Origin of the sequence: Curtobacterium luteum (assembly GCF_014646995.1) — a bacterium.
Taxonomy (GTDB): domain Bacteria; phylum Actinomycetota; class Actinomycetes; order Actinomycetales; family Microbacteriaceae; genus Curtobacterium; species Curtobacterium luteum.
In genome coordinates, this window is record NZ_BMOI01000011.1 from 15631 (window position 1) to 34296 (window position 18666).

16 protein-coding genes, 1 tRNA gene and 1 pseudogene are annotated in these 18666 nt (G+C 69.8%); 3 read left to right on the plus strand and 15 right to left on the minus strand.

Annotated elements, in window-relative coordinates:
• Positions 1–114 precede the first annotated feature (114 nt).
• The 5 genes and pseudogenes from IEY20_RS17130 to IEY20_RS12400 all read right to left on the minus strand — a co-directional run bounded on the left by IEY20_RS17130 (position 115) and on the right by IEY20_RS12400 (position 5628).
• The gene (locus IEY20_RS17130; RefSeq protein ID WP_229728048.1) at positions 115–687 is read right to left on the minus strand and encodes an MFS transporter; all 573 of its coding nucleotides are present in this window, start codon (positions 685–687) and stop codon (positions 115–117) included.
• 230 nt (positions 688–917) lie between these two features.
• Positions 918–1454 (minus strand): annotated as a pseudogene (locus IEY20_RS17135) (MFS transporter); the annotation flags it as partial.
• 337 nt (positions 1455–1791) lie between these two features.
• Positions 1792–3450 carry a long-chain-fatty-acid--CoA ligase gene (locus IEY20_RS12390; RefSeq protein ID WP_188889182.1) on the minus strand — a complete coding sequence of 553 codons (1659 nt, stop codon included), beginning with the start codon at positions 3448–3450 and terminating at the stop codon, positions 1792–1794.
• 64 nt (positions 3451–3514) lie between these two features.
• Entirely contained in the window at positions 3515–4504 is a 990-nt protein-coding gene (locus IEY20_RS12395; RefSeq protein ID WP_175328209.1) for a helix-turn-helix transcriptional regulator, read from the minus strand.
• A gap of 71 nt (positions 4505–4575) precedes the next feature.
• Positions 4576–5628 carry a BLUF domain-containing protein gene (locus IEY20_RS12400; protein WP_022904593.1) on the minus strand — a complete coding sequence of 351 codons (1053 nt, stop codon included), beginning with the start codon at positions 5626–5628 and terminating at the stop codon, positions 4576–4578.
• Positions 5629–6000: 372 nt separating this feature from the next.
• Here IEY20_RS12400 and IEY20_RS12405 point away from each other — a divergent pair, with 372 nt between their 5' ends.
• Entirely contained in the window at positions 6001–7521 is a 1521-nt protein-coding gene (locus IEY20_RS12405; protein WP_229728042.1) for a SulP family inorganic anion transporter, read from the plus strand.
• A 94-nt stretch (positions 7522–7615) separates the two neighbouring features.
• Here IEY20_RS12405 and IEY20_RS12410 read toward each other — a convergent pair.
• Positions 7616–7689: transfer RNA gene (locus IEY20_RS12410), tRNA-Pro, on the minus strand.
• 113 nt (positions 7690–7802) lie between these two features.
• Between IEY20_RS12410 and IEY20_RS12415 the strand changes: the two genes are divergently transcribed.
• The gene (locus IEY20_RS12415) at positions 7803–9290 is read left to right on the plus strand and encodes a hypothetical protein (RefSeq protein ID WP_188889184.1); all 1488 of its coding nucleotides are present in this window, start codon (positions 7803–7805) and stop codon (positions 9288–9290) included.
• A 178-nt stretch (positions 9291–9468) separates the two neighbouring features.
• Entirely contained in the window at positions 9469–11640 is a 2172-nt protein-coding gene (locus IEY20_RS12420; RefSeq protein WP_217504256.1) for a RecQ family ATP-dependent DNA helicase, read from the plus strand.
• 103 nt (positions 11641–11743) lie between these two features.
• Here the strand turns inward: IEY20_RS12420 and IEY20_RS12425 are convergent, their stop codons facing one another.
• From IEY20_RS12425 to IEY20_RS12465, 9 genes are all read right to left on the minus strand, one after another.
• Complete coding sequence (locus IEY20_RS12425; RefSeq protein ID WP_175328213.1) at positions 11744–12634, minus strand: oxidoreductase; 891 nt, start codon at positions 12632–12634, stop codon at positions 11744–11746.
• A gap of 75 nt (positions 12635–12709) precedes the next feature.
• Positions 12710–13027, minus strand: coding sequence for a hypothetical protein (locus tag IEY20_RS12430; RefSeq protein WP_175328214.1), 318 nt, complete (start codon positions 13025–13027; stop codon positions 12710–12712).
• A 35-nt stretch (positions 13028–13062) separates the two neighbouring features.
• Positions 13063–13620 (minus strand): hypothetical protein, encoded by a 558-nt coding sequence (locus IEY20_RS12435; protein ID WP_175328215.1) that lies wholly within the window; start codon positions 13618–13620, stop codon positions 13063–13065.
• A 273-nt stretch (positions 13621–13893) separates the two neighbouring features.
• On the minus strand, positions 13894–14265 hold the full coding sequence (locus tag IEY20_RS12440) for a hypothetical protein (RefSeq protein WP_175328216.1): 372 nt from the start codon (positions 14263–14265) through the stop codon (positions 13894–13896).
• 541 nt (positions 14266–14806) lie between these two features.
• Complete coding sequence (locus IEY20_RS12445) at positions 14807–15316, minus strand: hypothetical protein (RefSeq protein ID WP_188889185.1); 510 nt, start codon at positions 15314–15316, stop codon at positions 14807–14809.
• Positions 15316–16836, minus strand: a complete 1521-nt coding sequence (locus IEY20_RS12450) for a hypothetical protein (RefSeq protein ID WP_175328218.1) — start codon at positions 16834–16836, stop codon at positions 15316–15318. Before IEY20_RS12450 ends, IEY20_RS12445 begins: the two co-directional genes overlap by 1 nt.
• On the minus strand, positions 16829–17683 hold the full coding sequence (locus IEY20_RS12455; RefSeq protein ID WP_175328219.1) for a hypothetical protein: 855 nt from the start codon (positions 17681–17683) through the stop codon (positions 16829–16831). Before IEY20_RS12455 ends, IEY20_RS12450 begins: the two co-directional genes overlap by 8 nt.
• Positions 17680–18156 (minus strand): hypothetical protein, encoded by a 477-nt coding sequence (locus tag IEY20_RS12460; protein ID WP_175328220.1) that lies wholly within the window; start codon positions 18154–18156, stop codon positions 17680–17682. Before IEY20_RS12460 ends, IEY20_RS12455 begins: the two co-directional genes overlap by 4 nt.
• Positions 18157–18309: 153 nt before the next feature.
• Complete coding sequence (locus IEY20_RS12465) at positions 18310–18606, minus strand: WXG100 family type VII secretion target (RefSeq protein ID WP_031273999.1); 297 nt, start codon at positions 18604–18606, stop codon at positions 18310–18312.
• Positions 18607–18666: the final 60 nt, after the last annotated feature.

Genomic DNA, 18666 nt, shown 5'->3' on the forward strand with positions numbered 1-18666 from the left:
GAGAGCGGCCGCGACGTGGCGGGGGTCGGAGGACGGGCGCGACGCGCCGGGGGTCGGACTGGAGGCCCGGTGCCGGTGAGCGGGTCTGCTCACCCGCACCGGGCCTCCAGTCCGTCAGGCCGCGACGCGGCCCCGGTGGGCGCGCGCCAGCCCGCACCCGACGAGGACGGCGGCGACCGCCGTCAGGAGCAGGCCGGCGAGCGTGAGGCCGTCCTGGAGGGCCGCGAGCCGACCCGGGGTCCACGCGCCCGGGACGATGCTGCCGGGGACGACCGCGGCGAGGACCGTGCCGACGACCGCCGTCCCGACGCCGGTCGCGACCTCGCTCGCGGTGTCGACGAGCGCGGCGCCGACGGACGTCCGGTCCGACGGCAGGCCCTGCAGGACCTCGGTGCCCGCGACCGCGCCCACGACGCGCATGCCGGCACCGACGAGCACGAGGGCGGCGACCGTCCAGCCGTACCCGACGCGACCACCGAGCGCGCCGACGGCGAGTCCGAGCACGACCGCCCCGGCGCTCGTCCAGGCGGCCGTGCCGGTGCCGACGCGCTGGACGAACGGGCCGACGGAGCGCCCACCGACCAGCAGCACGGCGACCATCGGGAGCATCCCGATCGCGGCGGCGGCAGGCGTCCAGCCCCGTGCGGACTGCAGCTGCAGGGTCGTGAGGTACAGCAGGCCCGACACCGCGAGGCCAGCGGCGGCCTTGCAGGCGAGCCCGCTGGCGACGAGCGGTCTGTCAGGAGCGCGAGGTCGAGGAGCGGGCGCGCGGTCGTGCGTTCCCGCCGGACGAAGGCGGCGACGGCGACCGCGGTGCCGGCGAGCGCGACCAGACCGGGCGTGGTGCCGCCGTCGACGAAGGCGGTCGGGGTGAGGAGGGCACCGACGAGCGTGGCCGTGCCGAGGACCGCCACGGCGACGTCGATGCGGTGCGGAAGCAGATCGTCCGGCCGGTCAGCCGCGATGCCGACCCGGATGCCGACGAGGGCGAGGAGCGCGACCGGCACGTTGACGAGCAGCAGGGCCTGCCACGGGACGACGGCGAGCGCGAAGCCGCCGGCGGTCGGCCCGACGGCGAACCCGACGAGCCCGGCCGTCGAGATCACGGTGAGGGCGCGGATGCGGAGGTCCTCGCGTGCGAAGAGCCGGAACGCGAGCGCCATCGAGCCGGGTGTCGTCATCGCGGCCGCGAGCCCGGTGGCGGCACGGACGGCGATGAGTTCGGCCGGGGACTGCACGGCCGCGGTGGCGAGGCTCGCCGCGGCGAGGAGCGTCAGCCCCGCGAGCATGACCCGTCGGCGTCCGAAGCGGTCTGCGACGGCGCCGAACAGGAGCATGGTGGCGCCGAAGACGACCGAGTAGGCCCCGGTGACCCACTGCAGGCCGACGGTCGAGGTGTGGAGTTCGCGGCCGATGGTGGGCAGCGCGACGGTGAGCACGGCGTTGTCGAGCATCTCGAACAGGAACACCGCGGACAGGCCGGCCAGGCGTCGCGGAGCCGTGCTGGTGCTGCGCGGTCCGGGCGGCGGACGGGCATGGTCGACGTGGGTTCGGCGGACACCGGGGACTCCTTCGTGGTAGCGAAGTAGCGGCCCGTTCGGTGCCGTGTCCGTGCGCCCTGACGGGCGGTTTTCCCTCTGCGGCGAGTGTCACACGCCGCAGCGACCGGCGCAAGGTCGCCGGGCGTCCGGGCGTCCGGGCGTCCGGGCGTCCGGGCGCGCGGACGACCGCCGGTCAGGCGGTCGTCCGCCGGTCAGGCGGTCGTCCGCCGGTCAGGCGGTCGTCCGCCGGTCAGGCGGTCGTGACCGCGGGCTTCGCACTGAACTGCTGCACGAGCTCGCGCTTGAGGACCTTGCCGCTCGGCCCGAGCGGGAGTGCGTCGAGGACGTGCACCACGCGCGGGTACTTGTACGCGGCGATCTCCCCCGCGACGAGCTCGATCAACTCCTGCGGGGTCACGGTCGCCCCGGTTCGGAGGACGACCGCCGCCTCGACCTCCTGCCTGTGCTGCTCGTGCGGGGTGCCGAACACGGCGGCCATGGCGACGTCGGGGTGCCGCGCGAGGACCTCCTCGACCTGCCGCGGGTACACGTTGTAGCCGTTCCGGATGATCATGTCCTTCGTGCGGTCGACGATCGTCAGGTACCCGTCGTCGTCCTTCGTGCCGAGGTCGCCCGTGCGGAACCAGCCGTCGACGATCGCCGCCGCGGTGTCCTCAGGGCGGTCGAGGTAGCCGTTCATGAGGTTGTGCCCGCGGATGACGAGCTCCCCGATCTGCCCGTGCGGCAGCATCACGATGCGGTCCTGGGTCTCCGGGTCGGCGATCTCGACGTCCACGCCCCACACCGGGGTGCCGATCGTGCCCGGGCGAGGGGTCGTGCCGACGTGGTTGAACGTCGCGACCGGAGACGTCTCGGTGAGGCCGTAGCCCTCGTGCACCGGGGCGTCGAAGACCTGCTGGAAGCGTTCGAGCACGGCGAGCGGGAGGGACGCGCCGCCGGAGATCGCGTAGCGGAGCGGAGGCCTCGACCCGGTGCGGGTGGCTGCGTCGAGGAGCGCCATGTACATCGTCGGCACGCCCATGAACACCTGGGTGTCGTGCTCGACCATGGCGGCCAGGGCGCCGTCGCCGTCGAACTTCGGCAGGAGCACGATCGTCGCGCCGACCCGGAAGCCGGTGTTCATCGTGCAGGTCTGGCCGAAGGTGTGGAACAGCGGCAACGCGCCGAGCATGACGTCGCCCCGGTGCAGGTCGAACGTGCTGAGCAGGTTCGTGTTCGCCTGTTCGAGGAGGGCGAAGTGCGAGCCCTCGGCGCCCTTCGGGTGGCCGGTCGTGCCGCTCGTGTAGAGGATCGTGGCGGTGTCGAACGGATCGCGCGGGACGTAGGTGTCGAGCGGCTCCGACTCCTGCGCGAGGTCTTCGAACCGGTCGGGCGCGGCGCGCGTGCCCGGTGCCGCGCCCGCCGGCGCGTCCGCTCCGCCTGCTTCGCCTGCTCCACCCGGACCGCCCGCTCCGCCTGCCGGGGCGAGGACCGTGACGACGTCCACCCCGGCGAGTGCCGCGCCGGCGGCCCCCTCGGTGAGCAGCGGTGCCGCGCACACCAGGAGTGACGCCTGCGCGTCGCGGAGCACGTACTCGATCTCGCCCCGCTTCAGGAGCGCGTGCACGGGGACGACCACGGCGCCGAGCGCGAGCGTGGCGTAGTAGACGCGGGGGAAGTCCTCGACGTTCGGGACGAGCATCGCGACCCGCGAGCCCGCTTCGATGCCGCGGGCACGGAGCGCGCCCGCGTACGCGAGCGTCTGGGCCCACAGGTCGGCGTAGGTGGTGCGGCGGTCCCCCACGACGACCGCGACGTCGTCCGGGAACCGCTTCGCCGACTCGGCGAGGATCGCCGCCACCGAGGCGGTCGCCTGGGATCGGCGCTGGCTGTGCTGTGTGTCGGTCATCCCGGTCTCTCATCTCCGTGATCGCGACGCGCGCATCTCCGTCGATGCGACGCGTTGCCCGATCCTACGGCGACGTCCGGGGCGGCGTTCCGCGCTCGGCGGCTTCCCGGGTGCGGCGCAGTGTCTCGCTCGGCGACTCCCCGAAGCGTTCCGCGTAGTTCGCCGCGAAGCGCCCGAAGTGCCCGAACTGCCACCGCCGGGCGATGTCCCGCACGTGGGTGCCCGGCGCCGCGAAGCGCAGGTCGGTGCGGGCGCCGTCGAGCCGTTCGGCGCGCAGCCGCTCCATCGGCGTCTCGTCGAACCGGCGGCGGAACGCACTCTGCAGTCCACGTTCGCTCAGTCCGACCGCGGCGGCGACGTCCCGGAGCGCGATCCGCTCGGCCGCGTGCTCGTGCATCCACTGCGCGGCCAGGACGGCCGCCGACCTCCGCTCGTCCGCGTCCGGGACGACGAGCGGGAACGCCTCGACGACCGAGGCGGCGATCTCGGCGTTGAGCGCCGCGCGGCCGGCACCGTCGACCTGTTCGTCGGACAACGCTGCGGCACGGTTGCGGAGGATCGCTCGGAGGGGTCCGAGTGCGGAGGCGATGTCCGCCTGCTGCCCGAACACGAGCGCGCCGGGGACGGTGCGGCCTCGTCGGGCGAGGGCCTGTCGGAGGATGCGTTCCGACAGGTGCAGCATCGTGATCTTCCGGGTGTCCGCGGTGAACCGGTACGGCACGGACGCCGAGAGCAGGACGGGGTGGCCCGGGACCGCGGTCAGGACGGAGCCGTCCGTGGCGTCCTCGACCGTGGCGGTGCCGTCGGCGATCCAGAACACGATGTGGTCCGGGCGGGGGTCGAGCCGACCGGAACGGGTGCCCTCGACCTCCGCGCCGCGCATCGACACGTCCGCGTCGCCGGCCCCGACGTAGCGGTAGGCCTCGAGCGTCGCACCGACACCGTCCGCGATGCCGTACGTCCGGTCGATCTCGGGGCTGCGGTCCTCGCTGATCGACTCGACGTGGAAGCGACGGAACGACGACCTGTCGTCCTGCGGTGTCGTCGGTTCCATGACGGCATCATGGCAGGTCTGCGGCGGGATCCCGCCCGAGGGCACCGGTCAGCGTGTCCGTCCGAGTGCTCCTACCGGCCTCCGGCGACGGGGATGTCCCAGTAGGTGGGCTGTTCGTACTGCTCGGACCATCCGCGCCGCATCCGCGTCGCCGCCCGGTCGAAGGAGTCGACGAGGTCCGTGTCGCTCGTCAGCAACGCCTGCAGGCGGAGCCCGTCGTAGAGGGCGAGGAGCTGCTCGGCACCGCGGAGCGGGTCCATCGTGCCCGGCTCGCGGCCTTCCCGCACGTCTGCTGCGAGGCCGTCCCGGACCACCTGCCGGAACCGTCGGTACGTGGACCGGTAGTAGTCAGCACCGTCCACGGTCGGGTCCGCCGCGGACGCCAGACTCCACGCCAGCAGTTCCATGAGCGCCGGTTCCTCCGCGTGCGCGGCGAGGAGCGCGTGCAGGAACGCGACGGTGCCCTGCTCGCCGATCAGGGGCGCCAGCGGCCCGGAGATCGTGAGCGTCCACCGCTCCACGGTCGCCGCCAGCAGCACCCGCTCCGTCGGGAACGTCTCGCGCAGTTCAGCCACGCTCATCCCGGCCCTCGCTGCGGCGTCCTCGAGGGTGAACCGGGCGATGCCGCCGTCGTGGAGCGCCGTGATCGCGCCGTTGATCGCGCGCGTGCGCGGGGCTTCGTCCGCTTCGGCGGTCTGGCTCGTGAGCGGGGCGAGCGGGTGCTTGCGGAACCACTCCAGCAACCCGCGGGCCCGTGTCAGCCCCGCTGCGGGGTCGAGGGCCTGGCCGGACGCGAAGAGGTCGCGGAAGCCCGGGACCTGCTGCATCAGCGGATCGAGCGGCTGGAACGCCATCGACCAGTCCGGGAACGACCGCTGTGCGATCGGCTCGTCGGCGAGGACCCGGACGTTCGTGTGCCGCGGATCACGGCGCACCTGCTCGAACCGGGCAGCGACGGTCTCGTCGTCACCCTCGAGGATCCCGAGGCAGTTGTCGCCCTTGTGCGCGAGGATCCCGGTCACGCCGAGCGCGGTGTTCTTCTCCCGGCCGACGGCGAGGATCTGCGCGAGCTCGGTGTCCGTGATCGGACGGGTCTGGGTGCTGGTGTACACGATCGAACGCATCGGTGCTCGTCTCCCTGTCGGCCGGTCGAGGTACAGCACCTCGCCGGTGTGGTGACCACGACGGGGCCCGCCGGGAGCCCGGCTCGGTACACGACCGGACCACAGACCCTTCCGTGGTGTCAGGGTTCGACCATAGCAACCCGTGCAGACCCGGATGATCGGCACCTCGACGCCGCCGGCCCGTCACCCGCAAGCACACCAGATCCACGGCAACCCTTCCGTTGCGTTAGAGTCACACCCGAGCAACCCTTCCGCGGCGGAAGGGTTGGGATCGGCCGAGCGCTCCGTCGCCGCCGACCGTGCGCGATGACGCGCCCCACGAACAGCACTCGCGGGCGCAGCGCCCGCACCCCAGCACACCGAAGGAGAACCGTGACGACCGTCACTCGGCCCACACCTGTCCAGGCGCACCACAGTCCCACCGTCCTGTCCGCCCTCAGGAACCCGAAGATCCTGCTCCGCGAGGTCCTCGCCGGCCTCGTCGTCGCCCTCGCCCTGATCCCCGAGGCGATCTCGTTCTCGATCATCGCCGGCGTCGACCCCCGCGTCGGCCTGTTCTCGGCGTTCGTGATGGCCGTCGTCATCGCGTTCGTCGGCGGTCGCGCCGCGATGATCACCGGGGCCACCGGCGCGATCGCCCTCGTCGTCGCCCCTGTCGTCAAGGAGCACGGCCTGGACTACCTCATCGCCACCGTCCTCCTCGGCGGCGTCTTCCAGCTCATCCTCGGCGGACTCGGGGCGGCGAAGCTGATGCGGTTCGTGCCCCGGTCCGTCATGGTCGGGTTCGTCAACGCACTCGCGATCCTGATCTTCACCGCGCAGCTGCCGAACATCATCGGCGTGTCCTGGCTGGTCTGGCCGATCGCCGCCGCCGGCATCGCGATCATCGTCCTGCTGCCCCGCTTCACGAAGGCGATCCCCGCACCGCTCGTCGCGATCGTCGTCCTGACCTCGGTGACCGTGTTCGCGTCGATCGCGATCCCGACCGTCGGCGACGAGGGCACGCTCCCGGACAGCCTTCCGACCTTCTTCATCCCGAACGTGCCGCTGAACCTCGAGACGTTCACGACGATCGCCCCGTACGCGCTCGCGATGGCCCTCGTCGGGCTCCTCGAGTCGCTGATGACGGCGAAGCTCGTCGACGAGGTCACCGACACCGGCTCCAGGAAGACCCGTGAAGCCCTCGGCCAGGGTGTCGCGAACATCGCCTCCGGCCTGTTCGGCGGGATGGGTGGCTGCGCGATGATCGGCCAGACGATGATCAACGTCAAGGCCTCCGGGGCCCGCACCCGCATCTCGACGTTCCTGTCCGGCGTGTTCCTGCTGGTCCTCGTCGTCGGGCTCGGGGGCGTCGTCGCGATCATCCCGATGGCCGCCCTCGTGGCCGTCATGGTGATGGTCTCCGTCGGCACCTTCGACTGGCACAGCATCAAGCCCGCCACCCTCAAGCGGATGCCCGTCGGCGAGACCGTCGTCATGGTCCTCACCGTCGTGATCGTCGTCGCCACCGACAACCTCGCCGTCGGCGTCATCATCGGCGTCGTCGCCGCGATGATCGTCTTCGCCCGCCGCGTCTCCCACTTCACCACCGTCTCGCGCAGCATCGAGACGTTGCCGGACGGTGCGCAGCACGCGCTCTACACCGTCGAGGGCGAACTGTTCTTCGCCTCCTCGAACGACCTCACCACCCAGTTCGACTACTCCGGCGACCCGGACCTCGTGGTCATCGACATGACCGGGTCACATGTGTGGGACGCCTCCACCGTCGCCGCGCTCGACGGCATCGAGACGAAGTACCACCAGCACGGCAAGCGCGTCGAGATCCGGGGGATGAACGACGCCAGCCAGGCGATCCACGGGCGCCTCGCTGGCAACCTCGGCTCCGGTCACTGAGGCCCCTGAGCTGCGGCCGGGCGGCCCGGATCCCGGTTCGACGAGAGAAGCCCACCGACTCGTCGTCGGTGGGCTTCTCCGTCTGCGAATGCGGTCGGGCTGACAGGATTTGAACCTGCGACCCCTTGACCCCCAGTCAAGTGCGCTACCAAGCTGCGCCACAGCCCGCGAGGCCCGGCGAGCGGACCCCACTGCCCCGTCCGGAGCAGCCCGACCAGCATAGCGGACGCCGGACCCTGCCCGTGCACGCGCCGTCGAGACGGCACTCGTAGGGTGTCCGGATGCGTTCCCGCTCCGGCCGTCTCGCCATCGCCCTGACGACCGCCGGTCTGCTGTTCGGAGCCGCCGGCTGCACGGGAGGTGACGTGTCCGGACCACGGGCGACCCTCGCCGCCGCGTCCTCCGACACGGTGACCGTGGTCGACCAGCCGGACGCCGCAGAGCGGGCGGTCCGGGCGAGTCGCGCCCTGTTCGCCACCGCTCCCGGCGCGGTGGTCGCGCCGGGCGACGACACGGACGCCGTGAACACGGCGGCCGAGACCGCGGTGCGGGCACACGTCCCCCTCCTCGTCACGACGAGCTCGCGGGCGGGCAACGCGAGCGACGCGCGGGTCGCCCGCGAACTCGATCGCCTCGGCGCACGCTGGTACCAGGCCGAGGGCGACGTGTCGCTCGACACGGACGTGGAACAGCGGGAGGCGCCGGACCGGGCAGGCGCACCCGGGGCGAGCCGTGCCTCCAGGCCGGCCACCGTGGTGGTGGCGGACCGCCGCTCGGACCGCGCAGCCGTCGCGACCGCCCGCGCCGCCGGGGCTCGTGTCGTGTCGATGCCGTCGGGCGTCACCGACCCGGCCGCCGCGCCGGACGTCGTGACGGCCCTCCACGACCGTGCTGACCACCCGACCGTCCTCGTCGGACGCGCGTTCGACGCCCTCCCGGACCCGGGATGGACGGTCCGCGCAGCGGAAGGCGGCTGGCAGCTGCCGCACGGCGGCCAGCGTCCGTTCGACGGCCACCGCTACGTCGCGCTCTACGGAGCGCCCGGGACGCCGGCGCTCGGCGTACTCGGCGAGCAGGGCCCGGACGCGACCGTGCGCCGCGCGACGGCGATGGCGCACCGGTACGACGCGGTGTCGGACGAACCGGTGACGCCCGCGATGGAGGTCATCGCGACCGTCGCCGCCGGTGCACCGGGGTCGGACGGCGACTACTCGACCGAGCTGCCCGTCTCGGAGCTCGAGCCGTACGTCGACGCGGCACACGACGCGGGGATGCCGGTGATCCTCGACCTGCAGCCGGGCCGGTCGGACTTCCTCAGCCAGGCCCGTCGGTACGAGTCGCTGCTGTCGAAGCCCGGCGTGTGGCTCGCGCTCGACCCGGAGTGGCGACTCACGGAGGACCAGGTGCCGCTGCAGCAGATCGGGAGCGTGAGCGCGGCGGAGGTGAACCGGGTGTCGGACTGGCTCGCGGACCTCGTCCGGACCGAGGGGTTGCCGCCGAAGGCGCTCGTGCTCCACCAGTTCCGGTCCGCGATGGTGCAGGACCGGTCGTCGCTCGACGAGCACCCCGAGCTGGACCTGCTCGTCCACGTCGACGGCCAGGGGTCGCAGCCGGACAAGCAGTCGACGTGGAACGCGCTGCACGAGGACGCTCCGGCCGGCGTGCACTGGGGCTGGAAGAACTTCTTCGACGAGGACCAGCCGATGCTGACCCCGGAGCAGACCATGCGGGACGTGCAACCGAGTCCGGCGCTCATCACCTACCAGTGAGGGTGGGGACCGGGGCGGGCCCGGTTCCGGCTCGGCTCGGGTTTCGGCTTCGGGTCGGCTCCGGGCCGGGCCGGGCCGGGCCGGCGCGAGTCCTGCACAGGTGCGCGCAGTGCGCGCGTTCTGCACGGCCTGGAGGCACGGGGCACGTTCCGTCGGTCGCTCCTGACACGATGGGGGCATGGAATCCCCCGCAGCACCCCCGCCTGTCGGCTCGCGTCCTGCCGGCGTCGCTCCGCCGTCGGCGGACATCGCCGCCGAGGCGCAGCAGGCGCTGGCTGCGCTCACCGGTCGCACCGACGCGGTGTTCCACCCGGGCCAGCTCGAAGCGATCTCGGCACTGGTCGAGCACCGGCAGCGCGCGCTCGTGGTGCAGCGCACCGGCTGGGGCAAGTCCGCGGTGTACTTCCTCGCGACGCTGCTGCTCCGCCGTCGCGGTGGCGGACCGACGGTGCTCGTCTCACCACTCCTGGCCCTGATGCGCGACCAGGTGGCCGCCGCCGCGCGCGCGGGCGTGCGGGCCGTCTCGATCAACTCCGCGAACGCACATGAGTGGGGCGAGACCCAGGCTGCGCTCGCCCGCGACGACGTGGACGTCCTGCTCGTCTCCCCCGAGCGGCTGAACAACCCGCGGTTCCGCGACGAGCAGCTCCCGACGCTGATCGCGCGCATGGGCATGCTCGTCGTGGACGAGGCGCACTGCATCTCCGACTGGGGCCACGACTTCCGCCCCGACTACCGCCGGCTCGCCGAGCTCATCCGGTCACTGCCGCACGGGGTGCCCGTCCTCGCGACCACCGCCACGGCGAACGAGCGCGTGGTCGACGACGTCGCCGAACAGCTGACCGCCGGCCCGGACGACCCGGTGTTCACGATCCGCGGGTCGCTCGCGCGCGCGTCGCTGCGGCTCGGGGTGCTCACGCTGCCCGACGCCCGGCAGCGGCTGGGGTGGCTGCTGGCGCACCTCGGCGATCTCCCGGGCAGCGGCATCATCTACACGCTGACGGTCTCCGCCGCCGAGGACATCGCTCGTCTGCTGCGGGACAACGGCTACGCCGTGCGGGCATACACCGGCCGCACCGACACCGACGAGCGCGAACAGCTCGAGCAGCAGCTCAAGGGCAACGAGCTGAAGGCGCTCGTGGCGACGAGCGCGCTCGGCATGGGCTTCGACAAGCCGGACCTCGGGTTCGTCGTGCACGTGGGCGCGCCCTCCTCCCCCGTGGCCTACTACCAGCAGATCGGTCGTGCGGGTCGTGCGACCGACAACGCCGACGTCCTGCTGCTGCCCGGACGCGAGGACCAGGAGATCTGGCAGTACTTCGCCAGCGCCTCGATGCCGACCGAGTCGCGCGCCGCCGCCGTGCTCGACGCCCTGTCCACGGCCGGTTCCGCGCTCTCCACCGTCGCGCTCGAGGGGCTCGTCGACATCAAGCGGTCGACCCTCGAACTCCTGCTGAAGGTGCTCGACGTCGACGGCGCCGTGCAGCGGGTCACCGGCGGCTGGGTCGCCACCGGGCAGCGGTGGGAGTACGACGCGCCGCGGTACGAGCGGGTCGCCGCGGCCCGTGCTGCCGAGGCGGCGTCGATGCTCGCGTACGAGTCGACCTCGGCGTGCCGGATGCAGCTGCTCCAGCAGGACCTGGACGACCCCTCCGCCGAACCCTGCGGCCGCTGCGACAACTGCGCGGGCGTCTGGTACCCGACCGAGGTGTCGACCACCGACGCCTCCGGCGCCGCTGCCGCACTCGACAAGGTCGGCGTCGAGATCGCACCGCGGGCCCAGTGGCCGTCGGGCATGGGCGCGCTCGGGGTGCCCGTGCGCGGCAAGATCAGCGCGGACGAACTGGTCGAGCCAGGCCGGGCCGTGGCCCGGCTCACCGACCTCGGGTGGGGTGGGCCGCTCCGCGCGCTCTTCGCCGCCTCGACGCCGGACGGTCCCGTCTCGAAGGAGCTCGTCGACGGCTGCGTCCGAGCACTCAAGGACTGGCCGTGGGCCGAGCGACCGACGGGCGTCGTGGCGATGTCCTCGCGGTCTCGGCCGTCCCTCGTCGCCTCGGTCGCGGAGGCGATCGCCTCGATCGGACGGTTGCAGTTCCTCGGGACGGTCGGCCGGTCTGGCGGGACGCCCCGCGGCGACGGTGCGACGAACAGTGCGTACCGACTGTCCGGGGTGTGGGACACCTTCGTGGTCGATCCCGGGCTGGCCGCTGCGCTGCAGGCACACGAGGGGCCGGTGCTGCTGGTGGACGACCTCGTCGACAGCCGCTGGACCATGACGGTGGCGGGGCGGGAACTTCGGCGGGCCGGGGCGTCGGCGGTGCTGCCGTTCGCCTTGGCGACCGTGGGCTGAGGCTGGGGAGGGCTGAGGCCGCTGGGGCTGGGGGCGCCGTCTAGCCATCTCGGCTGTCCGGCCCCTTGCCGCTAGCGCTGCCGCTGCCGCTGCCGCTCCCGTGTCAGGCGGCGCCGAGCGCTTCCAGTTCCGCGACGGCGTCGGCAGGGAGATCGAACGCCGCCGAGGCGATGTTCTCGTGCAGGTGCTCGACCGACGACGTCCCCGCGATGAGCAGGATGTTCGGCGACCGCTTGAGCAGCCACGAGAGCGCCACCGTCAGCCGCGACACGTGCAACCGCTCCGCGACGGCGTCGAGCGTGGCGTACTCGATCGGCGAGAAGCCGCCCAGCGGGAAGTACGGCACGTAGGCGATGCCCTGCTCCGCCGTCGCCTCCACGAGTGCTTCGTCCTCGCGACGGGCCACGTTGAACATGTTCTGCACGCACACGACCGGTGCGATGCCCTGCGCCTCCGCGAGCTGTTCGGCCGTCACCGTCGAGAGGCCCAGGTGCCGGATGAGTCCCTGCTGTTGCAGCTCGGCGAGGGCCTCGAACTGCGGTGCGAGGCTGCCCGGCTCCGGAGCGTCGAACCCGCCGACCCGCAGGTTGACGACCTCCAAATGCTCCAGCCCGAGGGTCCGGAGGTTGTCGTGCACCTGCTCCACCAGTTGCTCGGGCTGGCGCGCCTGCGGCCACCGCCCCTTGCCATCGCGGCGCGTCCCGACCTTCGTCACGATGTGCAGGTCGTCCGGGTACGGGTGGAGTGCCTCGCGGATGAGCTCGTTCGTCACGTGCGGGCCGTAGAAGTCCGCGGTGTCGATGTGGGTGATGCCGGCGTCCGCCACCGCTCGGAGGACCCGGACGGCTTCGTCGTGGTCTTTCGGCGGGCCGAACACGTTCGGTCCGGCGAGCTGCATCGCGCCGTAGCCGAAGCGAGTCAGCTCGAGGTCGTCGGCGAGGCGGTAGGTGCCGCCCGGGAGGGTGGGGCTGTCGGCGTTGGTCCGGTCGGTCATGGTCCGAGGATGCGCTGCGATGCCCCGTGCCAGCCGAGGCCGGTGTCCCCCGAGACGACGGGGTGCCTGCGGTGGTCAGCGGACGGCGCCGAAGGCCCACAGGACGATGACGACCAGGAGGACCACCTGAGCGATGCACCAGATCTCCGCGATACACACGACGACCCACACCACGCGGTAGGCGGGCCAGGTCCTGACCAAGCAGACGATGGTGCAGATGTTCAGGCCGACGATCGCGGTGACGCAGAAGAAGAACACGGCGAAGCCACCGGACCAGCCGAAGGGCAGGGCGCCTCCATAACGAGTGAACAGGGTGACGGCCAGGTTCGCGGCGCCGAACGCGATGAGCGAGCGGCGGGAGGGCTTGGCTGTCGTTGCGGGCGTCCGATGCATTGCGTTGGCCTCGTTCGGTCGTTCCGGGCATCGGGTCAGTACTCGGCAGGTGGCCGGAAATCGTCCGGCACCCGGATGCAAGGGGACGCCGAATCGATGTCGATCACGGTGCCGCCGTCGAAGACGGTGACCAGGAGCTGCACACCAGCCGAATCGATGAGCTCGTAACGCGGGCGGCCGGTCAGAAGGCGATCCTGGCTGACGGTGAACCCGTGCGCTTCAGCGGAACGCGCCAGGTCTTGCTGCGCTGCACTGCCGAAGACCCCGCGCTTCAGCCGTGCCGTGACGGCACCCGACCACTGGTACCCGTTCGAACAGCTGAGCAGAGTGCCGCGCTCCAGCTGTTCAGTACGGGCGACGCCCTCGTCCGGCAGGAGCGCGATCGCCTTCGATTCGGCGATCTGCGTCATACGCTTCGCTGCCGCGAGTCGAGTGTCCGGATCGGTCGAGAGATCCTCGTTGGACGCGCATGCCCCGAGGAGGAGGACGGCGACGGTGAGTAGCGCTCCCGCGCAGAGGAACCTCATGACACTGCTTCTTTTCATCATGCGCGACAGTCGAGGCTCAATAGCGGCGCGGAAGATCGAAGTCATCCGGCAGCGTGAAGCACGGAGAGGCAGCGTCGATGAGGAGCGCAGGCAAAGATCTTCGCATGAGTCTCCCCATCGTGGACGTAAGTGTGACGTGTCGCAGTTTGTTCGGCATTGATCAACTGCACCGCTTTCGATCGGAGAGGACTCAGTAAGATCCAGCCGGAACGAAGTCATCGGAAAACGTCATGCACTTGGAGAAAGAGGTCACCGCAATCGACGCGCCGCCGTCTCGTGAACTCAAGACGACCGCGCCGTCTTGATCTCAAACGAAGGTCAGCCGCGGTTCTCCCCCACCGTTCGTGTCTGTTCCGAGTCTCCAATCGTGGAAGGCATCCGACGACTGTAGGGCGGAGCTTCAGCAGGCCAATCGCCGAACCGATCCTCGAGAAGTCGAGACGACACGTTCGCGAGATTTTTCTCTGGAAGCGGCTGCCCATCTTCCACCCACCCATCTTTCTCCAGCATTCGGCCAAGGTCGATGACCGAATTGCCCTCGATACCGACACTCACCCCGGCTGCAAGCTCCCTGCTCGCGCGAAGTGACCAGCCAGTCTGCAGGATGAAGGCGAGGTCAGCATCCGTGAGTCGTGCACTCGGTCTCATCTCGAGAATGATCAAAGCTCTATTGGAGTTGGTGATGGTCATGCCAGATGTGTTCTTCGTGATTGCCACTTTGGCGGATTCGACTCCGGAGAGTGAGCGGAGGTGGCGCTCGGCACTCTCGGTGTCTTGACCTTTCGCCGACGCACTGCAGCCGGCCATCAGCCCGCAGGCGAGTACAAGCACCCCGGCGCGTAGCAGTAGTTTCGCGTTACTTCTGCTCATCACGTACCACCTTGTAGTCCTGTATCGTCTGCTTACCGTCTAAAGAATCGGCCGCGCCGGACCGAATATTTGATTCGCTGTCCCGGGACGCCCGGATCGCACAACGAGAAGCGTCGTCAGCAGTTGCGAAGGCCTCCTGACCGCCGTGGCCATGACGTGCGGATGCAGCACCTGACACCGTCGTTTAGCCGGGCCTGTTCGACTTGCTCACTCCATCGAGCCGAGCCATTGAGCCTTCCCTCGATTCGTAGGACGCGGACTCTCAACTCGGAGGGTCATCGAAGCAGTCGACGTGATCAAAGCCGACGTCACGCGGATTGCGCCCGTCCCGGAGACCGATCGGCGCGCCGGCCGTCACAACCTAAGGCTTTGGCGCTGGTCCAGGCCAGTTACCGAAGCGCTGACTTACCGCCGCTTTCGGAAGCACGACGAGCTGCTTCAAGCCGTCCGTAGCGGACGAATAGGTTGCCGTGGTCCAACCATTCGTCTGTGCAACCTTCCCGATGATCGGCTGCGGCGTGAAGCGGATCCGCACGAATATGCCGGTATCTGGTTCAACTTCATTGATCGACCAACCGACCTGTGCCAAGTAGTCAATGACTTGTGGTATCTGCGCCTCGTCAGACACCGTAGCCTCAACGGTGATCAGGCTCCGCTTGCTCGCACCCGAATAACTCGTGTCTACCTCGATACCAGTGTCCCGTAACCCGGATTTGTGAGCGAGTTCTTCCTTTGCACTCGACAGGGACTGCCCGCCACTCGCGGTATGCTGCGGCTCATCTGAATGGTTCATCGCGCAGCCTCCTGCCAACATCACCAACACAATTGAAACGGCCAGCGCCGAAAAGATCGCGTTCCTGCGTCGCACCATCACTGCCTCTGCACCTGGTAGTCCGTGACCGTCGTCGTCTTCCCACGCCCACCGAGAAACTGCCCGATAGCCGCGTCATTATTTACCGCCGGATCTTGCGATGCCATCACAGCATACCGGTTGGCATCGTGAGCATTTGCGACGGTCGGTGGATCAGTCTCGCCGAGTTTGCTCGGTGCCATCCCCGAGACGGTCGTCCATTGATCTGGGTTCGCAGTGCCATCGAGCGGCGCAATCGGGTCTGACGTCGACTCGAACGCGGTGACCCGGGTGGAGGTCGGGATATCCATCGCACCAATGGGCGATCCCGCGGTCACGACCTGCTGAACATTGTACCCGTGAGGATCTGCCGCGATCGCTCCGGCCGTGATACCGCCGAGACTGAATCCGGTCATCATCACCGGCTCATCCGTGATTCCTGCTTTCTTCATCGCTTCGAAGACTGCAGTGGAGAGCGCAGTGTCGGTACCGTAGCGCATGGCATGCACGTCAGAGGTGAGATCGTTCGGGATAGCGCCTGCATCTGGGTCCCAACTCTGCGTACTCGGCACCTGGACCGTGTAGCGCACTACGCCATCCTCACCGACGACTCTTATGATCCGAATGTTACCGAAGTCCTGCTGGCCCATCAGATCGATCTGACTTGAACTAGCAAAGAGCGAAGCGACGTCGGTCGGAACAACATTGCCGTGAGCATCAGCGCGGAGCTCGAGTCCTGTCTGGGCCACGCTGTCACCAAACGCGGTCTCGCGCCGACGGTCGAGCTGGTGCTCACTGATGGCATCGTCAACGAATCGTGGGGTGCCATCTTCGAACAATCCGAAACGGTTCCCGTCGGCGATGAGCGTCGCGAGCAAGTTGTCATAGCTTCCGAAGCGACGAAGATCGCCCAGAGCCGACTGCTCGACACCGGCGATCTTCGGACTCAGACCGGGGAGCGCCGCCGCGAAGTTCTTATCGAAATTGGCTGCAGTTGCGGACGCGAAGACGGCGAGTTGCTCTGGCAAGGTTCCTTCGGACTGCACCGCAGTCAGCCACGCTTCGGCGATGGACTTGAGTGCGACGCGCGCGACGTCCGTCACCAAACCGCTGGCGATAGCTTCGTGCGCGAGTGCCACGATGGCGATCGATCCGTAGGTCGCAGTCTTCACGGCGAGGCCGACGACCGTCGTTGCCTCGCCGAGCGTCCATTCAGTTATGGTCGCTCCGAATTTGAGCGTAGCCGCAGAGGCAGCAAGCCCGGCCTCCGCCGCCAGATACACCTTCGACAGCGACGCCGTAATGAGCACCAATGCCTCGGTTGAGACCACGGTGAGTCCCAGCTGCGCTGACGCGTTCAGCACCGCTCCCTCGGCAGCCGCCGCGGTGCCCGGCGAGAGGATCGCCGACGCGAGGAGATCGCCGTCCACCGACAGCGCCCCGATCTTCGGGATGAGCGGCGCCGCAAACGAGTTGAGGTTCTTGATGGCCGTTGACATCCGGTCGATCTCAGCGAAGTCGACCTTGATCCCGTCAGACATCGCGTTCCTTGATTAGACCGGCTATGAGGCCGAGCAGTTCCGTCCCGATCTCGTCCTGGGTCTGCGCCGTGACGGTGACCGTCCCGGCGTCGGTGATGAGTTCCGGCGTCACTTCCTGCCCGCGCGCATCGCTACGGAGCCCGACGCTCATCCGGAGCCAGCCGTTCGCCGTCCCGAACCAGTCGGCGACGAAGACCGCGCCCAGTTCGGCGGTGAACGCCTTCACACGGAAACCGTGCTGGACCGGGTGGGCGAGACCGCGGAACAGTTCTACTGCGTCGGCTGGCACGTGCAGCTCGTTGACGACTGCAGCGAGCACCGCAGGATCGCGTCGGGCGGCAGCGTCGACCACTGCTTGTGAGGCAACGGTGCTGATCGTCGCTGAGCCCGTGATCTGCCACACGACCTCGAGGTGCGGGATGAGACCGGCAAGCGTCGACCATGCCTGGTCGATGACAGTTCCCTGCACGGTGGCCCGGCCGTCGTGCTCGCCGGTGCTCGTCCGCACGGTGAGGTGCGAGGCCGCAGACTTCTCGATGACCGTGGAGTGGGCAATCGCACCGCCCGGATGCCATGCACTGACCTGGACGACGATCGAGGCGGCGTTCTGCAACGCGAGCGTGAGCAGGAAGGACCGGTCGAGCGCGTCGGCCCACGAGGCGACCCCGGCCACCGGTTCACGGACGAGCATCCCACGTTCGAGGAGTGGGTCAACGGGAACCTCGGCGGGAGCGCCATCAGGCACGAAGGACGGCAGGACCAGGCCGGGCAGGTGCTCGCGCACTGCTCGGAGCTCGTCGATCGACAGCTCCCAGTCGACGACGTCGGTCGAGGGCGCGGCGCTCATCCGACGCCGTTCCGGACGGCGGCACCGCGGACGTCGATCCAGTCCTTCGACCCCGAGGCCGGCGGTGCGGGGACTTGCGCGATGAAAGCGCGGGCGCTCGCGACCTGCCCGTCCGACACGATCTGACCGCCGAGCTCGTGCACCGAGACACGGACCTCGTCGGGCTTGCCTGATACGGCAGCTCCGATGACGTTCATCAGTCCGTCCACCGCGTGGCTCGCCACGTCCTTGACAGTGTTGACGACGTTGGCGACCAGGTTCGATGCCTGGTTCCAGAGGTCGCGCGCCACGCGTTCGGCTTCGGCGATCTGTGCTTTGACGGCGTCGACGGCCTTGGCATGCGATTCGAGCGCGGCTGCGGCTTCGTCGAGCAACTGCGCCTTCTTGCCGAGGTCGGCGCCGGCGTCCTGCACCCGAGCGCGCACGGCGTCAGCCGCCTTGGACGACGACGCCAGGCCTCCGGCTTGCGTCACGAGCGCAGATGCGCGGGACCGGAGTCCGTCGGCGTCATCGCGCAAGGAACGGGCCTTCGCCCGCAACTGAGACATCTCCCCGTACATGTTCTCCCCCGTGGATGGGCCGGCCGGCACCGCTCGGAGCCGGCCGGCCCGTCATGGTCCGTCCGCTCAGCGCCCGAGCTTCGACGCCAGCTGCTGGTCGACGTCGCCCAGCGTCTGCGCGGTCGTCCGGAGGAACTGCGCGAGGTCGTTGAGCCCGCCGATCGTGTTCTGCGCCCCGTTCGTGAAGCGCTGGTACGCCTCGTTGTAGGCACCCGACGAACGGTCCGTCTGGAACCCCGCCTGTGTCAGCGCCGCGATCTGCGACTGCAGCTTCGAGAGCGTCGCGTTGATCTCGTCACGCCCGGCGACGAGTCGGTCGGCGTTGCTGTTGAGCTCCTGGTAGGAGACGTTGATGTTGGCCACGTTGCACCCCTTCACGGTGGTCGGTGTCGCCAGCCCCTCCGGCGACTCCGACCACCGTAA

Coding starts and splice junctions, on each gene's coding strand:
- IEY20_RS12445 (WP_188889185.1), bottom strand. CDS start 15,316: ATGGTGCGACGCAGGAACGCGATCTTTTCGGCGCTGGCCGTTTCAATT.
- IEY20_RS12415 (WP_188889184.1), top strand. CDS start 7,803: ATGCGTTCCCGCTCCGGCCGTCTCGCCATCGCCCTGACGACCGCCGGT.
- IEY20_RS12400 (WP_022904593.1), bottom strand. CDS start 5,628: ATGCGTTCGATCGTGTACACCAGCACCCAGACCCGTCCGATCACGGAC.
- IEY20_RS12455 (WP_175328219.1), bottom strand. CDS start 17,683: ATGAGCGCCGCGCCCTCGACCGACGTCGTCGACTGGGAGCTGTCGATC.
- IEY20_RS12450 (WP_175328218.1), bottom strand. CDS start 16,836: ATGTCTGACGGGATCAAGGTCGACTTCGCTGAGATCGACCGGATGTCA.
- IEY20_RS12430 (WP_175328214.1), bottom strand. CDS start 13,027: ATGCATCGGACGCCCGCAACGACAGCCAAGCCCTCCCGCCGCTCGCTC.
- IEY20_RS12440 (WP_175328216.1), bottom strand. CDS start 14,265: ATGACCATCACCAACTCCAATAGAGCTTTGATCATTCTCGAGATGAGA.
- IEY20_RS12435 (WP_175328215.1), bottom strand. CDS start 13,620: ATGACTTCGATCTTCCGCGCCGCTATTGAGCCTCGACTGTCGCGCATG.
- IEY20_RS12390 (WP_188889182.1), bottom strand. CDS start 3,450: ATGACCGACACACAGCACAGCCAGCGCCGATCCCAGGCGACCGCCTCG.
- IEY20_RS12425 (WP_175328213.1), bottom strand. CDS start 12,634: ATGACCGACCGGACCAACGCCGACAGCCCCACCCTCCCGGGCGGCACC.
- IEY20_RS12420 (WP_217504256.1), top strand. CDS start 9,469: ATGGAATCCCCCGCAGCACCCCCGCCTGTCGGCTCGCGTCCTGCCGGC.
- IEY20_RS12395 (WP_175328209.1), bottom strand. CDS start 4,504: ATGGAACCGACGACACCGCAGGACGACAGGTCGTCGTTCCGTCGCTTC.